General features: G+C 29.3%; 13 protein-coding genes. 12 read left to right on the top strand and 1 reads right to left on the bottom strand.

Features of this window, described 5'->3' with window-relative positions; genetic code table 11:
- Nucleotides 1–2: 2 nt before the first annotated feature.
- From trpCF to trpA, 3 genes are read left to right on the top strand one after another with little or no spacing between them, the layout of a single operon-like run.
- Entirely contained in the window at nt 3–1,367 is a 1,365-nt protein-coding gene (gene trpCF, locus FVIR_RS00720) for a bifunctional indole-3-glycerol-phosphate synthase TrpC/phosphoribosylanthranilate isomerase TrpF (protein ID WP_067497670.1), read from the top strand.
- A gap of 33 nt (nt 1,368–1,400) precedes the next feature.
- Nucleotides 1,401–2,591, top strand: coding sequence for a tryptophan synthase subunit beta (gene trpB, locus FVIR_RS00715; protein WP_067497667.1), 1,191 nt, complete (start codon nt 1,401–1,403; stop codon nt 2,589–2,591).
- A complete protein-coding gene (gene trpA, locus FVIR_RS00710) occupies nt 2,591–3,397 on the top strand; it encodes a tryptophan synthase subunit alpha (RefSeq protein ID WP_067497664.1) in 807 nt (268 codons plus the stop codon). Before trpB ends, trpA begins: the two co-directional genes overlap by 1 nt.
- An 803-nt stretch (nt 3,398–4,200) precedes the next feature.
- Here trpA and FVIR_RS00705 read toward each other — a convergent pair.
- Nucleotides 4,201–4,953, bottom strand: coding sequence for a YciC family protein (locus FVIR_RS00705; protein ID WP_067497661.1), 753 nt, complete (start codon nt 4,951–4,953; stop codon nt 4,201–4,203).
- 1,000 nt (nt 4,954–5,953) lie between these two features.
- Between FVIR_RS00705 and cls the strand changes: the two genes are divergently transcribed.
- From cls to minE, 9 genes are all read left to right on the top strand, one after another.
- On the top strand, nt 5,954–7,414 hold the full coding sequence (gene cls / locus FVIR_RS00700) for a cardiolipin synthase (protein ID WP_067497659.1): 1,461 nt from the start codon (nt 5,954–5,956) through the stop codon (nt 7,412–7,414).
- Nucleotides 7,415–8,866: 1,452 nt separating this feature from the next.
- A complete protein-coding gene (gene hns, locus FVIR_RS00695) occupies nt 8,867–9,274 on the top strand; it encodes a histone-like nucleoid-structuring protein H-NS (protein ID WP_067497655.1) in 408 nt (135 codons plus the stop codon).
- Nucleotides 9,275–11,580: 2,306 nt separating this feature from the next.
- A complete protein-coding gene (gene xthA, locus FVIR_RS00690) occupies nt 11,581–12,387 on the top strand; it encodes an exodeoxyribonuclease III (protein ID WP_067497652.1) in 807 nt (268 codons plus the stop codon).
- Nucleotides 12,388–12,869: 482 nt separating this feature from the next.
- A complete protein-coding gene (gap, locus tag FVIR_RS00685) occupies nt 12,870–13,874 on the top strand; it encodes a type I glyceraldehyde-3-phosphate dehydrogenase (RefSeq protein ID WP_067497648.1) in 1,005 nt (334 codons plus the stop codon).
- A gap of 1,000 nt (nt 13,875–14,874) precedes the next feature.
- The gene (locus FVIR_RS00680) at nt 14,875–16,605 is read left to right on the top strand and encodes a potassium/proton antiporter (RefSeq protein ID WP_067497645.1); all 1,731 of its coding nucleotides are present in this window, start codon (nt 14,875–14,877) and stop codon (nt 16,603–16,605) included.
- A 785-nt stretch (nt 16,606–17,390) separates the two neighbouring features.
- A complete protein-coding gene (dsbB, locus tag FVIR_RS00675; protein ID WP_067497642.1) occupies nt 17,391–17,906 on the top strand; it encodes a disulfide bond formation protein DsbB in 516 nt (171 codons plus the stop codon).
- A 975-nt stretch (nt 17,907–18,881) separates the two neighbouring features.
- Nucleotides 18,882–19,568, top strand: a complete 687-nt coding sequence (minC, locus tag FVIR_RS00670; RefSeq protein WP_067497640.1) for a septum site-determining protein MinC — start codon at nt 18,882–18,884, stop codon at nt 19,566–19,568.
- Nucleotides 19,569–19,582: 14 nt separating this feature from the next.
- Nucleotides 19,583–20,395: a septum site-determining protein MinD gene (gene minD / locus FVIR_RS00665; protein ID WP_067497637.1), complete on the top strand. Its 813-nt coding sequence runs from the start codon at nt 19,583–19,585 to the stop codon at nt 20,393–20,395.
- A gap of 3 nt (nt 20,396–20,398) precedes the next feature.
- Nucleotides 20,399–20,665 carry a cell division topological specificity factor MinE gene (minE, locus tag FVIR_RS00660; RefSeq protein ID WP_067497634.1) on the top strand — a complete coding sequence of 89 codons (267 nt, stop codon included), beginning with the start codon at nt 20,399–20,401 and terminating at the stop codon, nt 20,663–20,665.
- Nucleotides 20,666–21,420 lie beyond the last annotated feature (755 nt).

The following is a 21,420-nucleotide window of genomic DNA, read 5'->3' as shown; positions in this document are numbered from 1 at the left end:
TTATGCAGGATCAGGATACAGTACTTGCGAAAATCATCGAAGATAAATCTAAATGGATTATCAAACATCAAAAACTAAAAGCATTAGATAGTTTCCGTTATCAAGTTCGGCCTAGTACGCGAAATTTTTATCATGTACTGTCCGGTATTAAAACAACATTTATATTGGAATGTAAAAAAGCATCACCATCTAAAGGGCTTATTCGAGAAAACTTTAATCCAACTGACATTGCTGGAGTTTATCAGAATTATGCTTCTGTAATTTCAGTATTAACCGACGAAAAGTATTTTCAAGGTAGTTTTGATTATCTATACGAAGTAAGCCGCTCAGTGAAACAGCCAGTATTATGCAAAGATTTTATAATTGACCCTTGGCAGATTTACTTTGCTCGCTTACATCAGGCAGATGCTATTTTATTAATGTTATCTATCTTAGATGATAATACTTATCATACGTTAGCAGAAATAGCACACAGCTTAAATATGGGCATATTGACTGAAATTATTAACGATGAAGAATGCGAACGTGCTATTGCGTTAGGTGCGAAAGTCGTTGGTATTAATAATCGCGACCTGCGTGATTTGTCGATTGATTTAAATCGCACTCGTATACTTGGTCCAAAACTTCCAATGGACGTAACGGTTATTAGCGAGTCCGGTATTAACCACTATCATCAGGTTCGTGAGCTTAGTCATTATGTAAACGGATTTCTTATTGGAAGTGCGCTAATGTCAAAACCTAATCTGACTATGGCTGTACATCATGTCCTAATAGGAGAAAACAAAGTATGTGGTCTTACTCGTGCTATTGATGCTCGCGCTGCTCTAGAAGTAGGTGCAATTTACGGTGGATTAATTTTTGTTCCTGAATCCCTACGGTGTATAGATATTAAAATAGCCCGCGTTGTGATAGCCGGTGCAGCGCTTCGCTATGTCGGTGTTTTTCGCGATGCGCCAGTGGAATATGTTGCTAAAATTGCTAGCATATTATCACTGGCAGCAGTTCAACTGCACGGTAGCGAAGATCAAATTTATATTAATACGCTACGCTGTGTCTTATCGAACGAGTGCCGTATCTGGAAAGCGCTTGATATGCAAAAAACACTACCAAAACGTAATCTAATCCAGGTTGATCGCTATGTGCTGGACAATGGTGGGGGCAGCGGAAAATCTTTTGACTGGTCAGTATTAAACGGATCTGTGCTGGATAACGTTATCCTTGCTGGCGCTATATCAACAGATAACTGTGCAGCAGCAGCCCGTCTTGGTTGTGCTGGACTAGATTTTAATTCTGGTGTAGAAAGTACTCCAGGCATTAAAGATCATCATAAACTAGCTAAGGTATTTCAAATATTGCGCGATTATTAACCTTTAGATTGATACCGTGAGAGATAATCAATTATGATTAAACTTAATCCTTATTTTGGTAAATTTGGTGGTATGTATGTGCCACAAATCTTAATGCCTGCGTTGATTCAACTAGAAGAAGCTTTCGTCAGTGCTCAAAATGATCCTGAATTTCAGGCTGAATTTAACGATTTATTGACAAACTATGCTGGCCGACCAACTCCTCTTACTTTATGTCGAAACTTAACAGTTGGAACTCGTGCTAAACTTTATCTTAAACGCGAAGATCTACTACATGGTGGTGCCCATAAAACTAATCAAGTATTAGGACAGGCACTTCTCGCCAAGAAAATGGAAAAAACTGAAATTATTGCTGAAACTGGTGCTGGTCAGCATGGTGTAGCCTCTGCTCTTTCTTCTGTATTGCTGGGATTAAAATGTCGTATTTACATGGGAGCTAAAGATATTGAACGCCAATCACCAAATGTATTTCGCATGAAGTTAATGGGAGCCGAAGTTATTCCGGTAAAGAGTGGTTCCTCTACTTTAAAAGATGCTTGTAATGAAGCATTACGTGATTGGTCTGATAGCTATGAACGTGCCCACTATATGTTAGGTACTGCTGCTGGTCCACATCCATTTCCAACTATTGCACGAGAATTTCAACGTATGATCGGAGAAGAAACACGAACTCAACTTCAAGAACACGAAAATCGCTTACCGGATATAGTTATAGCCTGCATCGGTGGTGGTTCTAATGCTATTGGTATGTTTGCTAATTTTATTGATGAACCAACAGTTCGTTTAATTGGTGTAGAACCAGGAGGGTTAGGTATTGAAACTGGGAAGCATGGAGCATCGTTAAAACATGGTCGTACAGGTATCTATTTCGGCATGAAATCACCTATGATGCAATCTGCTGAAGGACAGATTGAAGAATCTTATTCTATTTCAGCTGGTTTAGATTTTCCCTCAGTAGGTCCTCAGCATGCTTATCTTGATAGTATAGGCCGAGCAGAATATGTATCAGCTACCGATGAAGAAGCCCTAAATGCTTTCTGTTCTCTTTCGCGCCATGAAGGTATTATTCCAGCGTTAGAATCATCTCATGCACTAGCTTATGCACTAAAAATAATACAAACGGAACCGGATAAGGAACAAATCTTAGTCGTTAACCTGTCTGGTCGCGGCGATAAAGATATTTTTACTGTTCATAATATTTTGAAAACGCGAGGAAAGATTTAATGGAGCGTTATCAACAGTTGTTTAGCCAATTAGCTATATATCATGAAGGTGCATTTGTACCTTTTGTAACCCTCGGTGATCCAAACGTTACACTTTCACTACGTATCATTGATATACTTGTCGATGCGGGTGCTGACGCATTAGAACTTGGTATTCCGTTCTCCGATCCATTAGCTGATGGTTATACTATTCAGAATGCTAATCTTCGCGCGCTTTCTTCCGGAGTGAAACCAACTCATTGTTTTAAAATGTTAGAAACAATTCGCCAAAAACACCCTACAATACCGATTGGTTTGTTAATGTATGCCAATCTTGTTTATAATAAGGGAATAGATACTTTTTATGCTCATTGCGCCGAAGTTGGCGTTGATTCACTACTTTTAGCAGATGTACCGCTACAAGAAAGTTTAGTATTTCGACAAGCTGCCTTACGTCATAATATAGCTCCTATTTTTATCTGTCCACCTAATGCTGATGATGTTTTTTTACGTGAAATTGCTTTGCATAGTAAAGGATATATTTATCTTCTCTCGCGTTCTGGTGTTACTGGTAGTGATAAACGAGCAAATGTTCCAATTAAACATATAGTCGATTCTTTAAAAGAATATCAGGCTGCACCAATATTACAAGGATTTGGTATATCTGAAGTAGATCAGATCCGTACTGCGCTAAAAGCTGGTACGAACGGTGTGATTTCTGGCTCAGCTATCGTACAGATTATAGAAAAATATAGAGATAATCCTAATATAATGTTGAAAAATTTAGAGTATTTTGTGCGTGAACTTAAAGCTGCGACTCGCAGTTAGCTGATATAAATGAAACTGCTAATAATATAAATCAATGAAATAAAAAGTTAAATTGATTACCTTAGTATTAGAAATAGCATTATATCATGAGGTTAGATAGTACTTTTATGTTCTCGTTGACTGAATAGTATTTCTGTTAAAAAATAATTAAATATCAATATTAATAGCTAAAAATCTATTAATATAGTTTAGATAGCTTATTAATATTTATTTAATAATACTTATCTTGAAAACGCAGAATAAGTGAGTACTATTATATTTATTTTTCTATATAGAAAAAGATAGAAGTACTGCTAAGCAATGTAAAATAAAGCAGTGAGATCGAAAAATTTAAAATTAATCTATATATTTCTCGTGATTTAAAAACAACATAAATATTCACTATATTAAAAGTGAAACAAATTATCCAAGAAATATTTTCTTTTTCAAAATGTTCTTAGAAAGAATTATTTTTTATCTAAAGGATATTGAATAAACAACATTCCAAATACGACTTAACTAATCAGAAACTCTGCAGTAAACAGAGAATAAATTATTATTATCTTCTGCCTAATACATTCTGTGTTCTGCTAATAAAGTGTGAGAAAACTGAAATCACTATTAGTGTATATAGTTATTAAATCGTTTTTTCTATCTTGTAATAAAAAGGTAATTTTAAAGTAATACTAACATAGAGTTAATGATTAACTTTTAGATGCATATTTAGTATCGTAAAATATATAGAAGATAAAAATGGTAATAGTATAAAGCCCGTTATATTATCTCATAACTAAATCCACGGATAAAATTAAAATTGCCAATTGTTAGTTCTTTTGTAATAGCATATATAGACGATACAGATAGATTAGTAGCAGAGAAGAAATCAGATTATTTAAACTATTTAGTAATATAGCTGTCACTAAAGATGACAGAAAAGAAAATTGAGTACTCATAAGAAGCAATGCAGTCTTAGCTAAAAACCAAAAAAAGATCGCTGGTATTAATAAACGAAAATTATTAGATGCAATACTGGCGCTTAAGCACATTGATTTTATCACATCCAGATTATCGCTTATAATAATAATAGGTGCTAAGCTAAAAACAATAGCTAGAAAAATTCCTGGTATTATGATTAATAATAGTCCTAGCTTTACCAATAGCGTAGTAATAAAAATAAGCAGCATCAATCGTGGCAATAGTGGTACTAATAGGAAGATAGCGTGCAATAAACCGATGTATTTACGATTAGATATCTGATGAATCATACTCAGTAATCCACCGACTAATAATATATTACTAATTAAACCCGAAAAGATTGCAATAATAGAAGCTTTTAGTAATACTAGTTTTTTTTCTAATGATAACTTCTGAACTAATTGTTGCAGAGTCACATCTGTAGTATCCTTTATATGAGTGCTATCAATTAGTCTGATTAATTGCTCATTTTCCGGAAATAATGTATGGCTAAGCAATGTATTAAAAAATGCTGTTAAAAATACTAATAGTAAAATACTGGTAAACTGATTACGGAAAAAATTCAACATATCTCTATAAAGAGAATTAACCATAATTAGCATACTAATCCCTTAAAAAACAATTAATAATTGGATTAAATTGTTAATCTCCCTTGTTAATCTTGGATATGATATATTAGTTCATTTTCATACTATACAGATAATTACTAGATTTGAACAAGAATTAGATTTATACATTAATTCTTTTTAAAATAGCCATTATATATCTTGATAGATATTATATTTTCAGTTAAGACACAATCATTTATTGATGCTGATAATTTTATAATGCGTTAGATTGAATGATAATGCAATCCAATTAAAACTTAGATAATGAACTATTATTTAGGTGTTAAATAAAATACTTATTATTAATTTAAGTTTTATATATTTGTCATTAACCACGCCTTATATCTTTTTTACTCATAATTCTTCAATAAAATTAATAAACTTATTTCATTATTTTCTTTATAACTAGTATACTAGTGCTACCTACTAATCCTTCTGATAAGAAAAATATTATAATTTTAGTAAGAATAAGCAAAAAATAAATATATTAAATAGTACATTAATATTAGTATTTTATATTATTCGTAATTTATATCCTTTAAAAAATAAATTTTTACTACGTGAGATAAAAAGAACATTTTCACTTAAAATGTAAATATAACGACTTATAGAAGTATTATTTATGTTTGATACAGTGCAGTATATACGAAAGAGAAGAAGAGTAATTAGCACTGTTGTTATTTGAGTTAGAGATTTTTCAAGTATACTCAAATATCAATAAATACGAGACTAGCTTTAACTAAGACTACTATGTTTAGTAGTTATGTATAAAAAGATTATTTCGTTTTCTTTTCTTTATGATCACAAAATAGTTAAAATAACTTATAATCAACGCTAATCGTTAATTATAACCACTTCTTATCCTTTTCTTATCCTTGATTAGTTTATTGTTAATAAAACATATAATACGTCAAATAAAGTAATTTCCTCTTTTTATCCCTTATAGGTATAGGTAAACTCAGTCTAATACTTAGCAAACAGGATTTTTTCCCTTATGACAATACTTTATACTGTAATTAACTGGCTGTTTCTATTCGGATATTGGTTGTTAATTGCAGGTGTTACTCTGCGGGTTATGATGAAACGTCGTGCGGTACCTTCCGCTATGGCCTGGTTATTAGTCATCTATATTTTCCCATTAGTTGGGATTATTACTTATCTCTTATTCGGTGAACTCAACCTAGGTAAATGCCGTATAGAACGCAGTAAGGCTCTTTGGCTTTCCGTTTCCAAATGGATTGAAAATTTTAAAAGCTATCGCTGTATTTTTGCTAGCGAAAATAGCGAAGTAGCACGAGCTTTATTTCAACTTTGTGAACATCGTCAAGTTATTGGAGGCCTTAAGGGTAATCAAATGCAATTACTAACTAGTAGTGATGATGCTTTACGAGCTCTAGTTCACGATATTAGTTTAGCACAAAATAATATTGAAATAGTATTTTATATCTGGAAAATTGGTGGCTTAGTAGATAAAGTAGCAGAAGCATTAATGGCGGCAGCACGACGCGGTGTACACTGTCGATTAATGCTTGATTCCGCTGGAAGCATGAATTTTTTCCGTAGTTCTTACCCAACGCTAATGCGTGCTGCTGGTGTGAATATTGTAGAAGCTCTACATGTTAGTCTTCTGCGTGTCTTTCTTCGTCGTATGGACTTACGACAACATCGCAAAATGGTACTTATCGATAATTATCTTGCTTATACTGGCAGTATGAATATGGTGGATCCACGTTTTTTCAAACAAGATGCTGGCGTAGGTCAATGGATCGACATTATAGCACGTATGGAAGGGCCTGTTGCAACCGCTATGGGCATTATTTTTTCCTTTGATTGGGAAATAGAAACAGGTGAACGCATTCTTCCACCACCACCTAATATGAATCTTATGCCATTCGAGCATACCTCCGGACATGCAATTCAAGTAATATCGTCAGGTCCATGCTTTCCAGAAGGTGTCATTCATCAAGCATTACTCACCTCTATTTATGCAGCTCGTAAACAATTAATAATAACAACACCCTACTTAGTACCAAGTGATGACTTACTTCATGCTATTTGTACTGCAGCTCAGCGAGGTGTAGAAGTTCATATTATTATTCCACGTCATAATGATTCAATTTTTGTAGGTTGGGCTAGTAGGGCATTTTTTGCAGAATTATTAGAGGCTGGAGTATTAATACATCAGTTTTATGGCGGTCTTTTACATAGCAAAAGTGTACTTGTCGACGAACAATTAAGTCTTTTAGGGACGGTAAATCTAGATATGCGAAGCTTATGGTTAAATTTTGAGATAACTCTTGTCATTGACGATAATGATTTTGGAAATAATTTAGCACGTATACAGAAAGAGTATATTGCACGCTCACAGCTAATTGAGCCTCAAGCCTGGTCAAAAAGACCATACTGGCAACGTATTATTGAACATCTATTCTATTTTTTCAGTCCATTACTTTAATTTTAAAGAAAAATGTTATAACAATAAATATTATAAAAATATAAAGTAACGATAATATAGATAATTATTCAATACATGATAACAAATACTAAAAATTTTATTAGTAGATAAATTTTGTATTAAAAAATTTAATTTTTAATAACTTAATACGTTAAAAAATAAAATTAGCTTCTAATCTAAGTCCTAACTATGTTCTATAAGCTAAATAAGCTTAGAATTCCATATGTTTTATAATCTAGTTAATACACTAATTACTAATTAGTATTATTCAATAAAATATTAATGATAATCTATATTAAATAAATTACCTTTCAGGTAATATGATTTAACAGAATAGATTTGTTATTACGCTGGAATCGCAAATTATTTAACGCTTATAACTTTGCTAAACGAAGCAACTAAAACTACTATATTAGTTAGATTAGATTAATAAATTATCAATTAAAAACTATTCGAATAAAACCTATCACTGGTTTACCTATCAGGCTTTAAATGATTTTAAATTCTACTAATTATTCATCTAGAATAAGTAGTAAATATTTCAAGTAAACAGTGTAACATGAAAATTAGTATATAAGGTATAGCACAGTATTCACAGTATTAAATAATTATTTTATCAATCTAAGACGTATAACCCAATAACATATTTATAGATCAAAAGTGATATTTATCTACTATAATATATATCTATAGCTTTTTGCTATATTGCCAACAACCACCAGCTTTATGTATATTAATTTAAAAAATTCTAAAAGCAAAAATAAAAAGATATATGAATAAACCTAACTAATATTGTAAAAACTATTGATTTGCAATACAACTTATAAAAGTTTGCATACCACGTTATTAATAATTATAAGATATTGTATTAGTAATAATTATTTGCCGGAATTAATTTAAAAAGAATTTCAAACTCTATCTTGATAAGAGATAGAGTTTGAAATTCTGTTAATAGCAAACATATCAGATAATACAATAATTTTTTAATAAACTTTTTCAAAAAAATATAAATTTCCTTTTCATCTTATATTAAGCAAACCTGCATTTCATAGTTTCTTCAATAGAAGGTAGTATTAATAATAAACATTAATCTACTATCGGGTAGATAGATATTAAATGATAAAAATTAAAGCATATATATGCTTATATAGATTTTATTTTTAAATTTTTAGGAAAAAAAATTGAACTAACTGTAATTTCTATAAGCACTAAAAATATAAACTTTTATTACATTTAAATCATAAGCAAATTATTATACACTTTTAATTTATTCTAAAAGAAAACAGAATTTTATAAATTAATCTTATTGCCTAGTAAATATAATATATTTACAATTTTTTAAAATATTTATAAAGAATATTTTTAATTAATATCAATTTAGGTATTGCAGAAAATAAATTAGAGCTTTATTATTAGAAAGATATACTATTTATAATATTAGAGATTAATTCAATGAGCGAAGCACTTAAGGTTCTTAATAATATCCGTACTCTGCGCGCACAAGCGAGAGAATATACTTTGGAAACTCTTGAAGAAATGCTGGAGAAATTAGAGATTATTGTCAATGAACGTCGTGAAGATAATACTCAAGCTCAAGCTGAAATTGAAAAACGCACAAAAAAATTACAACAATATCGTGAAATGTTAATTGCTGATGGTATTGATATGAATGAATTGTTATGCTCGATGAATTCTTATAAATCTATCGGAAAAACAAAACGTGTTTCTCGTCCAGCCAAATATCAGTTTACTAACGAAAACGGTGATACTAAAACTTGGACTGGTCAAGGTCGTACACCAGCAATAATCAAAAAAGCAATTCACGAAGGAGGTAAAGTATTAGCAGATTTCTTGATATAGTCACTTATTTAATTTAAAGTAAAAATCCGATATAGAGTAGTAAGTTTTTATTTCCTAACGCTATAGAAAAAATAAATATCATGTTTTATGTAATCCTAGGATTAAATAGATTGATCAATTAACAATATCATTTTTGTTCTTAAAATTGTTCTTTCTCTAGATTTATTAAAAATAAAGGTAATAATTATTTATTGAATATTTATTTTTTAAGCTATTTAAAGTAGATTAAGTAATTAACTTTACATCTAGTAGTTAACGTATTTGTTATAACATTTATCGAATGTTATCAAATAGGTTAAAATTGGTAGCGAACATATTTTTCTCATAATATTTTTAAAATAAGTTTATTTTAGCGAGATATTATAGTAATTGCTTAAATTGTTAATGCTGATTATTTGATAATCAGCAGAAAGCAAATCACCATATTGATATAGTAACTAATATGGTCAGTAATTCTAATTAAGAATTATTTTTGATCGTATGAATTCAAGCTATTGAAAAATAGCGAACTCTTTTATAACTAATTTGATAGTATTGAATATATTGCAAAAAAATTTCGCTATTTAGCATAAGTAAATCAGATATTAATAATACATATGATTATTAAGTTCTCTTATTTATAACAAATAAAAGTTTTATTATTCAGATAGTCTCTGAAATAATAGCAAATGAAGACAAGCGACATATAGTTATTTTTTATAACATCAGCAATAATTAAATTAATAACTAATCATATTAAATAATATAAATAAGTTTTTTATTTTTCTCAGTAAATAAGAGCTAAACATTCAAAATTCGAATGGACACCGCGCATAATCAATATGCAGATCGAAATCAATATTCTAATGCGGTTTCTCCGCGTATATACTCGATAGTTTTGTTAAGCTATCGATTTTGTTTCTTCTTTGTTTATGAAGTTAATTATTTTCGCTAACATATAATTAGTAATATGTTTCATCAGATTATCGCTATATATATCCAAAACATAATCTATTTGTAATTACAATTAAACTTCTATATTACTGATAATATTAGTCAAGATCATAAATGGAAATGAAGTTTTTTAGATTTTCGATATTTCACTTGCCTACATCTATTAAAAGGATATAGTTACTATTATAACTAATACTGTAGGTTATCTATAACAAATAAGTCAAAGTATTTAATACTAAAATTATTAATCTATATTAATAGATTCTGATTTGTATCAATGCATAGCAAAAAACTTTAATACTCATTATACAATAATATCTTTTTGCTATTTTAGCTCTTTATTAAAACTTTTATAATATGGAGTATATTCTATGAATGCTTTCATATAACTTAATTCAATTTAATTTATTATCGTAATTATAGTTTAATTTTAGATATTAAGTTTATACGTTTTCTTAATTTATTAGTATAGAAATAACATTAGTCACGTTGGATTGTATTATCATCTTATAATAATTGTTTTAACAAGGTTAAGATTTTATAGAAAAATATAACATCCTATTACGAACAAATTAAATAATACCTCTTTATTAGATAATTTTAACTACTAATTACTATTTTTATATTTTTTCTTGGGTTAAAAGTTTTTCTTTGTAATCAACAACACTATAATTGGCTAGATGGTTTAATAAGTTAAAAAGAATTTAATTACAACTGCTATCTCAAAAAATTTAATATATCTAAAATATTTTTTTATAAGATTAGATTAATATTTATTAATAATTATATTTGGTAAAATAATTAAAATAAGATTGTCACTTAATGCTAATGAATACGTGCGTAATGCTACGTGATCTAATTCTATAACTATCCTAATAATGAATTTCAATAACAATATTATGTTTTTGAATCTCCGCTAACAAATATTATTTAATATGTTCTTTGCAAAAATTATTTTTGATTTGAAGCTAGTATAGAAATAGTTTTCAATAGAATATTTTCTAAAATTTATTTATCATTATACAAATTAAATCATAAATACTATTCACTATTCATTCCTACTAATATTTATATTGTGTTCTTTTACTATTAAGCTTATGAACGTAAAATCAAAAAAATTATTAGCATACCGATATTATTTTAATCACAATCTACATAAAAATATCGTTATCATTTAGAATTTAGTTAATATATAAAAAATTAAAAAATAATTGAAATAGAGAAATTTAGATATACATACTGTCCTAATAGAACTAAAACAACATAAAAATTAGTATCTCTTAATTTTTATCGACTAGTATGAGTGATTATGTATATTTCATATCTATTAATTTTTGATAACATCAATAAAATACTTTTAATTGGCATAAAATATGAAGGTTATTTCTTTTAATATCAATGGATTACGTTCAAGATTACATCAGCTTGAAGCTATTATTGATATGTTAAAACCAGATGTTATCGGTTTACAAGAAACAAAAGTCCACGACGATATGTTTCCTTTTAAAGAGATATTACATCATGGTTACTATATTTATTATTATGGTCAAAAGAGTCACTACGGCGTAGCTTTGCTTAGTCGTGATAAACCTTTATCTATACAACGTGGTTTTGATACCGATGATGAAAAAGCACAACGTAGAATTATTATAGCGGATTTTCTCACTTCAAAAGGGATACTAACAGTAGTTAATGGATATTTTCCTCAAGGCGAAAATCGGAATCATCCAATCAAATTTCAAGCTAAAAAGCATTTTTATAGGAATTTAAAAAATTATCTGGAAAAAAACCACCATGATAAATCTCTGCTTTTAATTATAGGAGATATGAATATCAGTCCTACTGATTTAGATATTGGTATTGGTGAAGAAAACCGTAAGCGCTGGCTTTTCTCCGGAAAATGTTCTTTTTTGCCGGAGGAACGTATGTGGATGGAGGATCTATTATCATGGGGTTTAGTAGATACTTATCGTCAAGTTAATCCAACTGATGATAGCCGTTACTCTTGGTTTGATTATCGATCGCGGGGTTTTAATAAAAATCATGGTTTACGTATCGATTTGTTACTCGCTTCAAAACCGCTAGCAGCAGTTGTCCGTATGAGCGGCATAGATTATGCTATTAGAGCGATGAACAGGCCGTCTGATCATGCGCCAGTGTGGACAGATTTCGAATTGTAATTAAAAAGTAAGTACTTAGATTGATAATAGACTTTATTTTTCTTGATTTATATTAATTTTCTGTTTTTCAATCTCGACAATAGAGGCTTTTGAATAAACTAAGTTTATAATAGTTTATGTTTATTGAAAAATTAATATTAGGTTAAAATTGTATTTTTTACGATTAGTCTATGATATACTTTAATGTTAAAGTATAATAATGCTATTATAATTTATTTCTCTATAAATAAATAATTAATAACACAGAAGGAAATTTTAGCATAAACTCTATGGAAATTCATTAGTATTGAGGAGTATAATATCAATTATCTATTACAATTTTTGCTATTTATATTGGATCTTAAAATCTCTATGTAAATAGTAACCATGTTAATATTAGTTTCGTATATGTTATACATAAAATAAACTTAATATTGTTTTGTCACAATTATTGATATGATTTTCTTGTAAAAGAAATATTTTTTAAATAGTTGGTGGAATATATGATTATCAAAGTAGGTATCAATGGTTTTGGTCGTATTGGCCGTATGATTTTTCGTGCTGCTCAGGAGAGAAATGATATCAAAGTCATTGCTATTAATGACTTATTAGACGCTGATTATATGGCTTATATGCTGAAATACGACTCAACTCACGGTCGATTCAAGGGTAGCATTATTGTAAAAAACGATCATCTTATAGTTAACGGTGAAACTATACGTTGTACTTCTGAAAAAGATCCAGTTAATTTGCGATGGAGTGACATTGGTGTATCTGTTGTAGCTGAAGCAACTGGAATATTTTTGACTGATGAAACAGCGCGAAAACATATTATTGCAGGTGCTAAGAAAGTAGTATTAACTGGCCCGTCGAAAGATAATACACCAATGTTTGTTATGGGTGTTAACCATAAAACCTATAGTACTCAGGATATTATTTCTAATGCTTCTTGTACCACTAATTGCTTAGCACCCTTAGCTAAAATTATTCATGATAACTTCGGTATTGTTGATGCTATGATGACTACTGTTCATGCTACAACAGCTACACAGAAAACTGTTGATAGTCCGTCTTATAAAGATTGGCGTGGAGGTCGAGGCGCATTACAGAATATTATTCCATCTTCTACTGGCGCAGCTAAAGCCGTAGGTAAAGTCATTCCTGAACTAAAAGATAAACTAACCGGTATGTCTTTTCGTGTACCAACATCAAATGTTTCAGTCGTTGATTTAACTGCACATCTAGAAAAATCAGCTTCTTATGAGACAATCTGTACTATTATCAAAAAAGCTGCTAAAGGTGAAATGAAAGGTGTGATTGGTTACGTTGATGAAGATGTGGTATCTACTGATTTCAACGGTGAAAATCTGACTTCTATATTTGATGCTAAAGCAAGTATCGTATTAAACGAGAAATTTGTTAAATTAATAGCCTGGTATGATAATGAAACAGGATATTCTAATAAAGTGTTAGATCTAATTTCCCATATCGCTAATCAATCAGCATAATTACTCGTCGATGAAAAGTATTATTGATATAATTTTGCTTAAATAAAGCAAAGTCTAATTCTTTCTTTTATCATCGTCAAAAAATTGTTAAAGTAACGATATTACGGAAAGAAACATGATAGATCGTAAAATCTTATTGAGAAAATCTATAAATACGATTCGATAATTTTATAAAGGATATTTATCCCATTCCCGCAATTTTTTCAAAGTCAGCTTAATAAATGAAATCCGCTAATATTTTATATACAACCAGAGCCTAGTTTGACTGGTTGTATATTACCACCGCACGCTATGCTCTGAAACGAGTTCCCTGTTAATATTATATGTTACGTTTCTTACGTAACGTTAGACCTGAATTTACGTAAAAGCTAGTCTAGATGTCAATTCTTTGACCAGTATATTATTTACTAAAAGCAATAATATTAAATTAAAATTACTTAAGATTAGAACAATTTTATGTAATTTATGCGTATATCTTGATTAGTTATACTGGTAGTAAAAGTAATAACTTTATAATTTTATGAAATTTATCAGTGAATCTGATAAATGAATTAATAAAAAAGAATGAGTATCATGAAATACATAACTTAAATATCATTTTATTTATTGTTTTAATATTGATTCAAATCAATAAGTAGATATAGCAGTATATAGTAACTAGTAACTATCATCACATATAATAAAATTATTTAATATGTTTCTGTAAATGTTTTAGGACTTTTAAAAACAAATTAATACTAAAAAATTGGATTTTATTGTAAACAAATAATAATTTAATTGAGTAATAACTATAGATCCATCGGATTAAATTTTCAAGCTCGTGATCTTCACAGGATCTGATTAGAAATATATTGAACAGTCTAATGAATTCCTATTTTTAGATCATGGTTTCAACTCTTTCAACCATATACTCTATAGAAAAATTACAGATCAAAAAACACCTATGCAAAGTAAATAAATTTAAATAGGTTTTAAAATAAAAATAAAAAGGAGAATGCATTTGGATATCAATACCATTATGAGTTTATTTATTGTAGGTTCGATATTAGTAGGAGGAAGTATCCTATTAAGCTCATTTTCTTCACGTCTTGGTATTCCTATCTTAGTTATTTTTTTAGCTATTGGTATGTTGGCAGGAATTGATGGTCTTGGCGGAATTGCGTTTGATAATTATCCTATAGCTTATCTTATAAGTAACTTATCGCTTGCAGTGATTTTGCTGGATGGTGGTATGCGTACTCGTGTTACAGCCTTTCGTGTAGCACTATTACCATCTCTTTCTCTTGCTACGGTAGGAGTTATTATAACTGCCGGTTTAACCGGTATGGTTGCCGCCTGGCTTTTTGATCTGGATAAAATTGAAGGAATGCTTATTGGTGCTATTGTAGGTTCTACTGATGCCGCTGCAGTGTTTTCACTTTTAGGTAATAAAGGATTAAATGAACGTGTAACTTCTACACTCGAGATTGAATCAGGTAGTAATGATCCCATGGCTGTATTTTTGACTATCACGCTTATCGCTATGATCCAAAATAGACAGACCTATATTGACTGGTTATTTTTTATCCATCTTATCCGCGAATTTGGACTTGGTGTTATTATGGGATTAGGAGGTGGCTGGTTGTTACAGCAAATTATTAATCGTATCACTCTAACTAATGCTCTATATCCTTTACTATCAGTTAGTGGTGGTATCATGATTTTTTCGCTAACTACTGTGTTAGAAGGAAGCGGAATTTTGGCAGTGTATTTATGCGGTTTTGTATTAGGTAATCGACCGATACGAAATCGATACGGAATTTTACAAACTTTCGATGGCATGGCCTGGCTTAGTCAAATTTGTATGTTTCTAGTACTAGGACTTCTTGTTACACCAAGCGATTTGTGGATTATTGCAATTCCAGCACTTATTTTATCTCTATGGCTAATTTTTGTTGCTCGTCCTCTGTCTATTTTTATAGGTTTATTACCATTTCGAAATTATTCTACCCGAGAGCGTGTTTTTCTCTCTTGGGTTGGTTTGCGTGGGGCAGTACCGATTATACTAGCAGTATTTCCTATGATGGCAGGTCTAGATAATGCATGTCTATATTTCAATGTCGCTTTTTTTATTGTTTTGATTTCTTTACTTTTACAAGGTACTTCACTTGGTTTAGCCGCTCGGTTAGCAAAAGTAATTATACCACCAACAGCTTCACCGATTGCTTGCATTGGAATGGATATTCATCCAAATAATCCTTGGGAACAGTTTATATATCAATTAGAAGAAGAAAACTGGTGTGTTGGCGCAGCTCTACGTGATTTAAAAATGCCCAGCCATACACGTATTTCTGCCTTATTTCGAAATAATATATTACTTCACCAAACCGCTAACACTAGGTTACGTAGTGGAGATGTGCTTTGTGTCGTAGGTCGGGAGAAAGATCTCCCTGCATTAGGCAGATTATTTAGTCAATCACCACCCATTTCGTTGGATCAACGTTTCTTCGGAGATTTTATTCTAGAAGCTAGTGCATGTTTAAAGGATGTATCTTCTATTTATGGTTTAGAATTTGCTAGCGAAATAGACAGTGAAATATCCTTAGGCCAATTTATCATGACCTTACTTGGAGGAGGTGAGCCAGTAGTTGGTGATAATATTATAGTAGAAGGTGTTATTTTAACTATCGCGGAAAAAGAAGAACATCAAGTAAGCAAAATTGGTATAAAAATTGCTGATAATCTAATTTGAAGCAAAATAAATATTCTTAAATAATCACTACTATAAGCATTTAATAATAAATATCTCTTCGCTCTGTTCTTGAAAGAAGATGATAAACTTTTATAATCCTACTCTAGGATATTATTTATATACTGAATATATAGGTTTATCTAATTTTTTATAATCGATAATTTCTATTAATTTTATGATTTATTTATTAAAATGATAATGATGATATAATTTAATAATTAAAAAATAATAGTTTAATATAAAATAAAAATTTTTATTGACTAGTAAAAATCTTGTATTTTGAAAATAATGCAGAAACAGTATTAGAGCGAATAATAGGTGGTATTAATTGAATTAATTCACGATGATACCTATCGTAGATCATGATAGTATTTTCTTCGACATATTTTTAATATGAATTTATTCTATACCCTTCAAATTAAGATAAACATAACCTTAGCATACTAAGATCATCAATAATAGTTTTTTAGAGCATAACAATTAATATAAGTTAGTACCTATATTAATATAGTTCAATATAAAAATGCAAAAGAACACAAAAATTTTATATATCACTACATTTATATAACTTGCATAAACAGTAAATTTTTATATAGCATTATTTAATAATTTTTATCTTGAAATTTTTGTTTAAAAATAAATTTAACTATCTATGCATTACCGTTTATACATCGGTATAACGTGATAGTTTTTCTATAAAATATCAGGTTAATAGGAAAGGATATTAATTTATTTTTTATTTAAAATATTCATTTTATGCTACCTAACTTCTCTGGATACTTTTTATGATACGACTATTACATCGATATTCTAAACATCGCTTAGCTTGGTTACTGTTAGCATTCACAGCTTCTAGTTTAGAATTAGTTGTGCTTTATTTTCAGCATATTTTGCTGATTAAACCCTGTGTTTTATGCATATATCAACGTTGTGCTCTATATGGTATTATTTCTGCCGGATTAATAGGTGCTCTTTTTCCAAAAACATTACTTCGTTTCGTTAGCTTAATTATATGGCTTTATAGTGCTTGGAAAGGTCTTTATCTAGCGATAAAACACACTAATATTTATTTAAATCCATCTCCATTTGTTACCTGTGAGTTTTTTGTCAATTTTCCTTCTTGGTTACCATTAGATAAATATCTACCTTCAATTTTTAGTATCAACGGTGATTGTACTGTCCGACAGGGGTATTTTTTATCACTGCAAATACCACAATGGATGGTTATTATTTTTAGTGCTTATTTAGCAGTAGCAGTAATAGTCTTTTTTGTGCAATTCTTTCCACCGCGAAAAACATAACTTTTTTTTACTGATAATAAAAAGTAAATATTACTACGCATATCATATGCGAATTATATCTTCTTAGAAATTTAATTTCTCTCATTTTTAACTGATCGTTTCTCTAATTTTATAGAAACTAGATTTATAAGTCATAAAAATAAAATATAGGAAAATAGAAAATGAAATAGTATAAGTATACTGATTTTATCTTATATTTAAATATTATTTAATATGTATTAAACTATTAATTTATTTCTATTAAAAGATCTATTTTAATAAAAAATTTCCAGTTTCTATTAGAAAATAAGTTATTAATATATATTCCTATTAAATCCATTCGATTTTTAACAGATCAAATCAACATAAAAAGATATAAATACGTTATTAAACTATATCTGAAAATAATTAACATTGTATATATCACAATACTTTTAATAAAGTAGATACCTTGTTCTTCTATTTTAGATTTTAAATTAATTAGTTAACAAAATATCTAACTTAACCTTGTTTTATACTTTATTCAAATTAATATAAGTAATCATAAATTAATAAATATTATATATTATAGTTTTAAATTTAACAAAAATAACTAGTTAATTAATTATTATAAAAATAGATAATAAAGTTATTTAAATATAATTTATTTAGTATTTAAATAATATGAAAGTTATAATTACAAAAAATCAAATATATGGATTAATTATAATATTTTTATTGGTATGAAACTTATACTATTTAATTAATTTTTATTTTATCAATAAAAATAAAATTAATAAAATCAACTAAGATTTAGAAAAATATTATTATTTTATATTAAAATATTTTTATTCTATTGAAAATCTAAATAAATTAAATAAGATGTATTTTACTATATTATTAGTACTCTGCTATATTATTTACATGGTAACTAATTATAGTATTTATACAGTTCTGTGGAATATTTCTTCCTGTAATGAAATAATAAATATACATCTTAAGACTGAGCAAGAATAAATGTCAAAAACACCAATTGATTTTAAGGGAAGTTATTTTACTTTACCGGTGATTTATGTATATGATGTAAAACCAGAAGAGATTCGTCGTGCAATAGAAGAAAAAATTAAACAAGCACCTAAATTTTTTAAAAATGCACCAGTGGTTATTAACGTCTCAGGTCTTGATCGTGACTCTACTTGGAATATATTATCTCAGACAATTATAGCTACTGGTCTACATATTGTTGGTGTTTGTGGTTGTAAATATGATAAGCTTAAAAAAGCGATTTTACGTAGCAAATTGCCATTACTAACAGAAGGAAAAATGTTGAATCAAGATTTATCTAAAATAGGATATCAGTCAACATTACTTAAAACACGGCTTATCAACACGCCAGTTCGATCTGGACAGCAAATTTATGCCCGTAATAGTGATTTGATCGTCACAAGCAACGTCAGCTCTGGAGCAGAACTTATTGCCGATGGCAATATACATATTTATGGTATGATGCAGGGTCGCGCATTGGCCGGTGCATCTGGCGATGGACAGTGCCAGATTTTTTGTACACATTTTTCCCTTGAACTTGCATCTATTGCTGGTCAATATTGGTTAAGTGATCAAATTCCCGATGCTTTTTTAGGAAAAGCAGCGCGCTTATGTTTACAAAACAATACACTTACCATTCATCCTTTAATTAGCGATTGATAAGGAATCTATTCATGGTACGCATTATAGTTGTTACTTCAGGTAAAGGGGGTGTTGGAAAAACTACATCGAGTGCGGCTATTGCTACCGGTTTAGCTCGAAAAGGAAAAAAAACTGTAGTGATTGATTTCGATATCGGATTACGAAATCTTGATTTAATTATGGGTTGTGAACGTCGAGTAGTATATGACTTTATCAATGTCATAAATTGTGATGCTACACTAAATCAGGCTTTGATTAAAGATAAACGAACTGAAAACTTATATGTTTTGCCAGCTTCTCAAACAAGAGATAAAGATGCTTTAACTCGAGAGGGCGTAGAAAAAGTATTAAATGATTTAGATACGATGGAATTCGATTTTATTATCTGTGATTCACCAGCTGGTATTGAAACTGGTGCATTAATGGCACTATATTTTGCTGATGAAGCTATTATTACCACTAATCCAGAAATTTCATCTGTGCGTGATTCTGATCGTATATTAGGTATTTTGTCAGCTAAATCACGCCGAGCCGAAAATGGTCTAGAAGCAATAAAAGAACATTTATTGCTGACACGTTATAATCCTAGACGTGTCAAATGCGGTGATATGCTTAGCATGAGAGATGTGATTGAAATTCTGCGCATTCCTCTTTTAGGTTTAATTCCCGAAGATCAATCGGTCTTACGAGCTTCCAACCAAGGTGAACCAGTAATTCTTGACAAAGAATCTGATGCTGGCCAGGCTTATATAGATATGGTTGATCGCCTATTAGGAGAAGAACATCCTTTCCGATTTATTGAGGAAGAGAAAAAGGGGTTTATAAAACGTTTATTTAGGGGATAAACTATGGCATTACTTAACTTTTTTATCTCTCGTAAAAAATCAACAGCTAATATAGCTAAAGAAAGACTACAAATCATTGTAGCTGAACAACGCAGAGGTAATAATGAACCGCATTATCTGCCTCAGCTAAAACGTGATTTAATTGAGGTTATCAATAAATATGTACAAATTGATTCTAAAATGCTCTCGATGCAGCTGGAAAAAGATGGAAATATCTCAATTCTTGAACTAAACATAGCTTTATTAGAAACAGAAGAAAGCATAGAATAAGAATCGATATTTAATGCATTTGAAACTAATCAACAAGGTAGTTATTGAAAATTATAAATAAATTGATAACACGATAGATTAGTAATTAGTAGTTTTTCTAAAAAACGGAGAACTGATATTAACAATAATATTTAGCCATGAAAGTATTATTTGCTATTAGCTCTTAATTTTTTATTATTATTCAATAAGCTAATTATTAGCTATCGATTACATAGTAATTTTATATCAAAGCATTTCTAAATCTTCTCTGAAGATATCTAATAATTAAAGAATCTAATAATCTGCAAGGAAGTGTGGGGGGGAAATTAAAAGCTATTAATCTAAAGCAAAAGTACGTTAGTAAATTTAAAAATCATACAATGAAAATATGGCATCAAACAAGATTAAAATAACAAATACGGATATAAAAATTAGTATCTATCATTATATATCAATGCTGATGTGGATTTTTAGTATTTATTATACATAAATACCTTATACATAGTAACAGATTAATAATTTATTATTGTTCTCTTCTCCTTTTCTCTTTTATTGAGAAATTAGAAAAAACTTACTTAAATGGGTTTACGTAGTACTAGATAAATTATATAAGATAAGGTGTATTACTATTATGAGTAAATAAAATGGTTACAATTATTTTTTCAGATTGACTATTTTATATCTCTGCTTAAATAAATTCATAAATGCAAATAAAGTTAAAGAAACAAAAATCTAATAATAAAGTATTTACTAGTATAGTAATATATTTCTATTAA

The sequence above is a fragment of the Candidatus Gullanella endobia genome (assembly GCF_900048035.1).
GTDB classification, from domain to species: domain Bacteria; phylum Pseudomonadota; class Gammaproteobacteria; order Enterobacterales; family Enterobacteriaceae; genus Gullanella; species Gullanella endobia.
The sequence above is the reverse complement of the archived record's forward strand: the minus strand, read 5'-3'. Positions and strand labels throughout refer to the sequence as shown.

What these genes read in the sequence shown, in the direction of transcription:
- trpCF (WP_067497670.1), top strand. Translation starts at nt 3, where the DNA reads ATGCAGGATCAGGATACAGTACTTGCGAAAATCATCGAAGATAAATCT.
- FVIR_RS00705 (WP_067497661.1), bottom strand. Translation starts at nt 4,953, where the DNA reads ATGCTAATTATGGTTAATTCTCTTTATAGAGATATGTTGAATTTTTTC.
- xthA (WP_067497652.1), top strand. Translation starts at nt 11,581, where the DNA reads ATGAAGGTTATTTCTTTTAATATCAATGGATTACGTTCAAGATTACAT.
- hns (WP_067497655.1), top strand. Translation starts at nt 8,867, where the DNA reads ATGAGCGAAGCACTTAAGGTTCTTAATAATATCCGTACTCTGCGCGCA.
- dsbB (WP_067497642.1), top strand. Translation starts at nt 17,391, where the DNA reads ATGATACGACTATTACATCGATATTCTAAACATCGCTTAGCTTGGTTA.
- minC (WP_067497640.1), top strand. Translation starts at nt 18,882, where the DNA reads ATGTCAAAAACACCAATTGATTTTAAGGGAAGTTATTTTACTTTACCG.
- minD (WP_067497637.1), top strand. Translation starts at nt 19,583, where the DNA reads ATGGTACGCATTATAGTTGTTACTTCAGGTAAAGGGGGTGTTGGAAAA.
- gap (WP_067497648.1), top strand. Translation starts at nt 12,870, where the DNA reads ATGATTATCAAAGTAGGTATCAATGGTTTTGGTCGTATTGGCCGTATG.
- minE (WP_067497634.1), top strand. Translation starts at nt 20,399, where the DNA reads ATGGCATTACTTAACTTTTTTATCTCTCGTAAAAAATCAACAGCTAAT.
- trpA (WP_067497664.1), top strand. Translation starts at nt 2,591, where the DNA reads ATGGAGCGTTATCAACAGTTGTTTAGCCAATTAGCTATATATCATGAA.
- trpB (WP_067497667.1), top strand. Translation starts at nt 1,401, where the DNA reads ATGATTAAACTTAATCCTTATTTTGGTAAATTTGGTGGTATGTATGTG.
- cls (WP_067497659.1), top strand. Translation starts at nt 5,954, where the DNA reads ATGACAATACTTTATACTGTAATTAACTGGCTGTTTCTATTCGGATAT.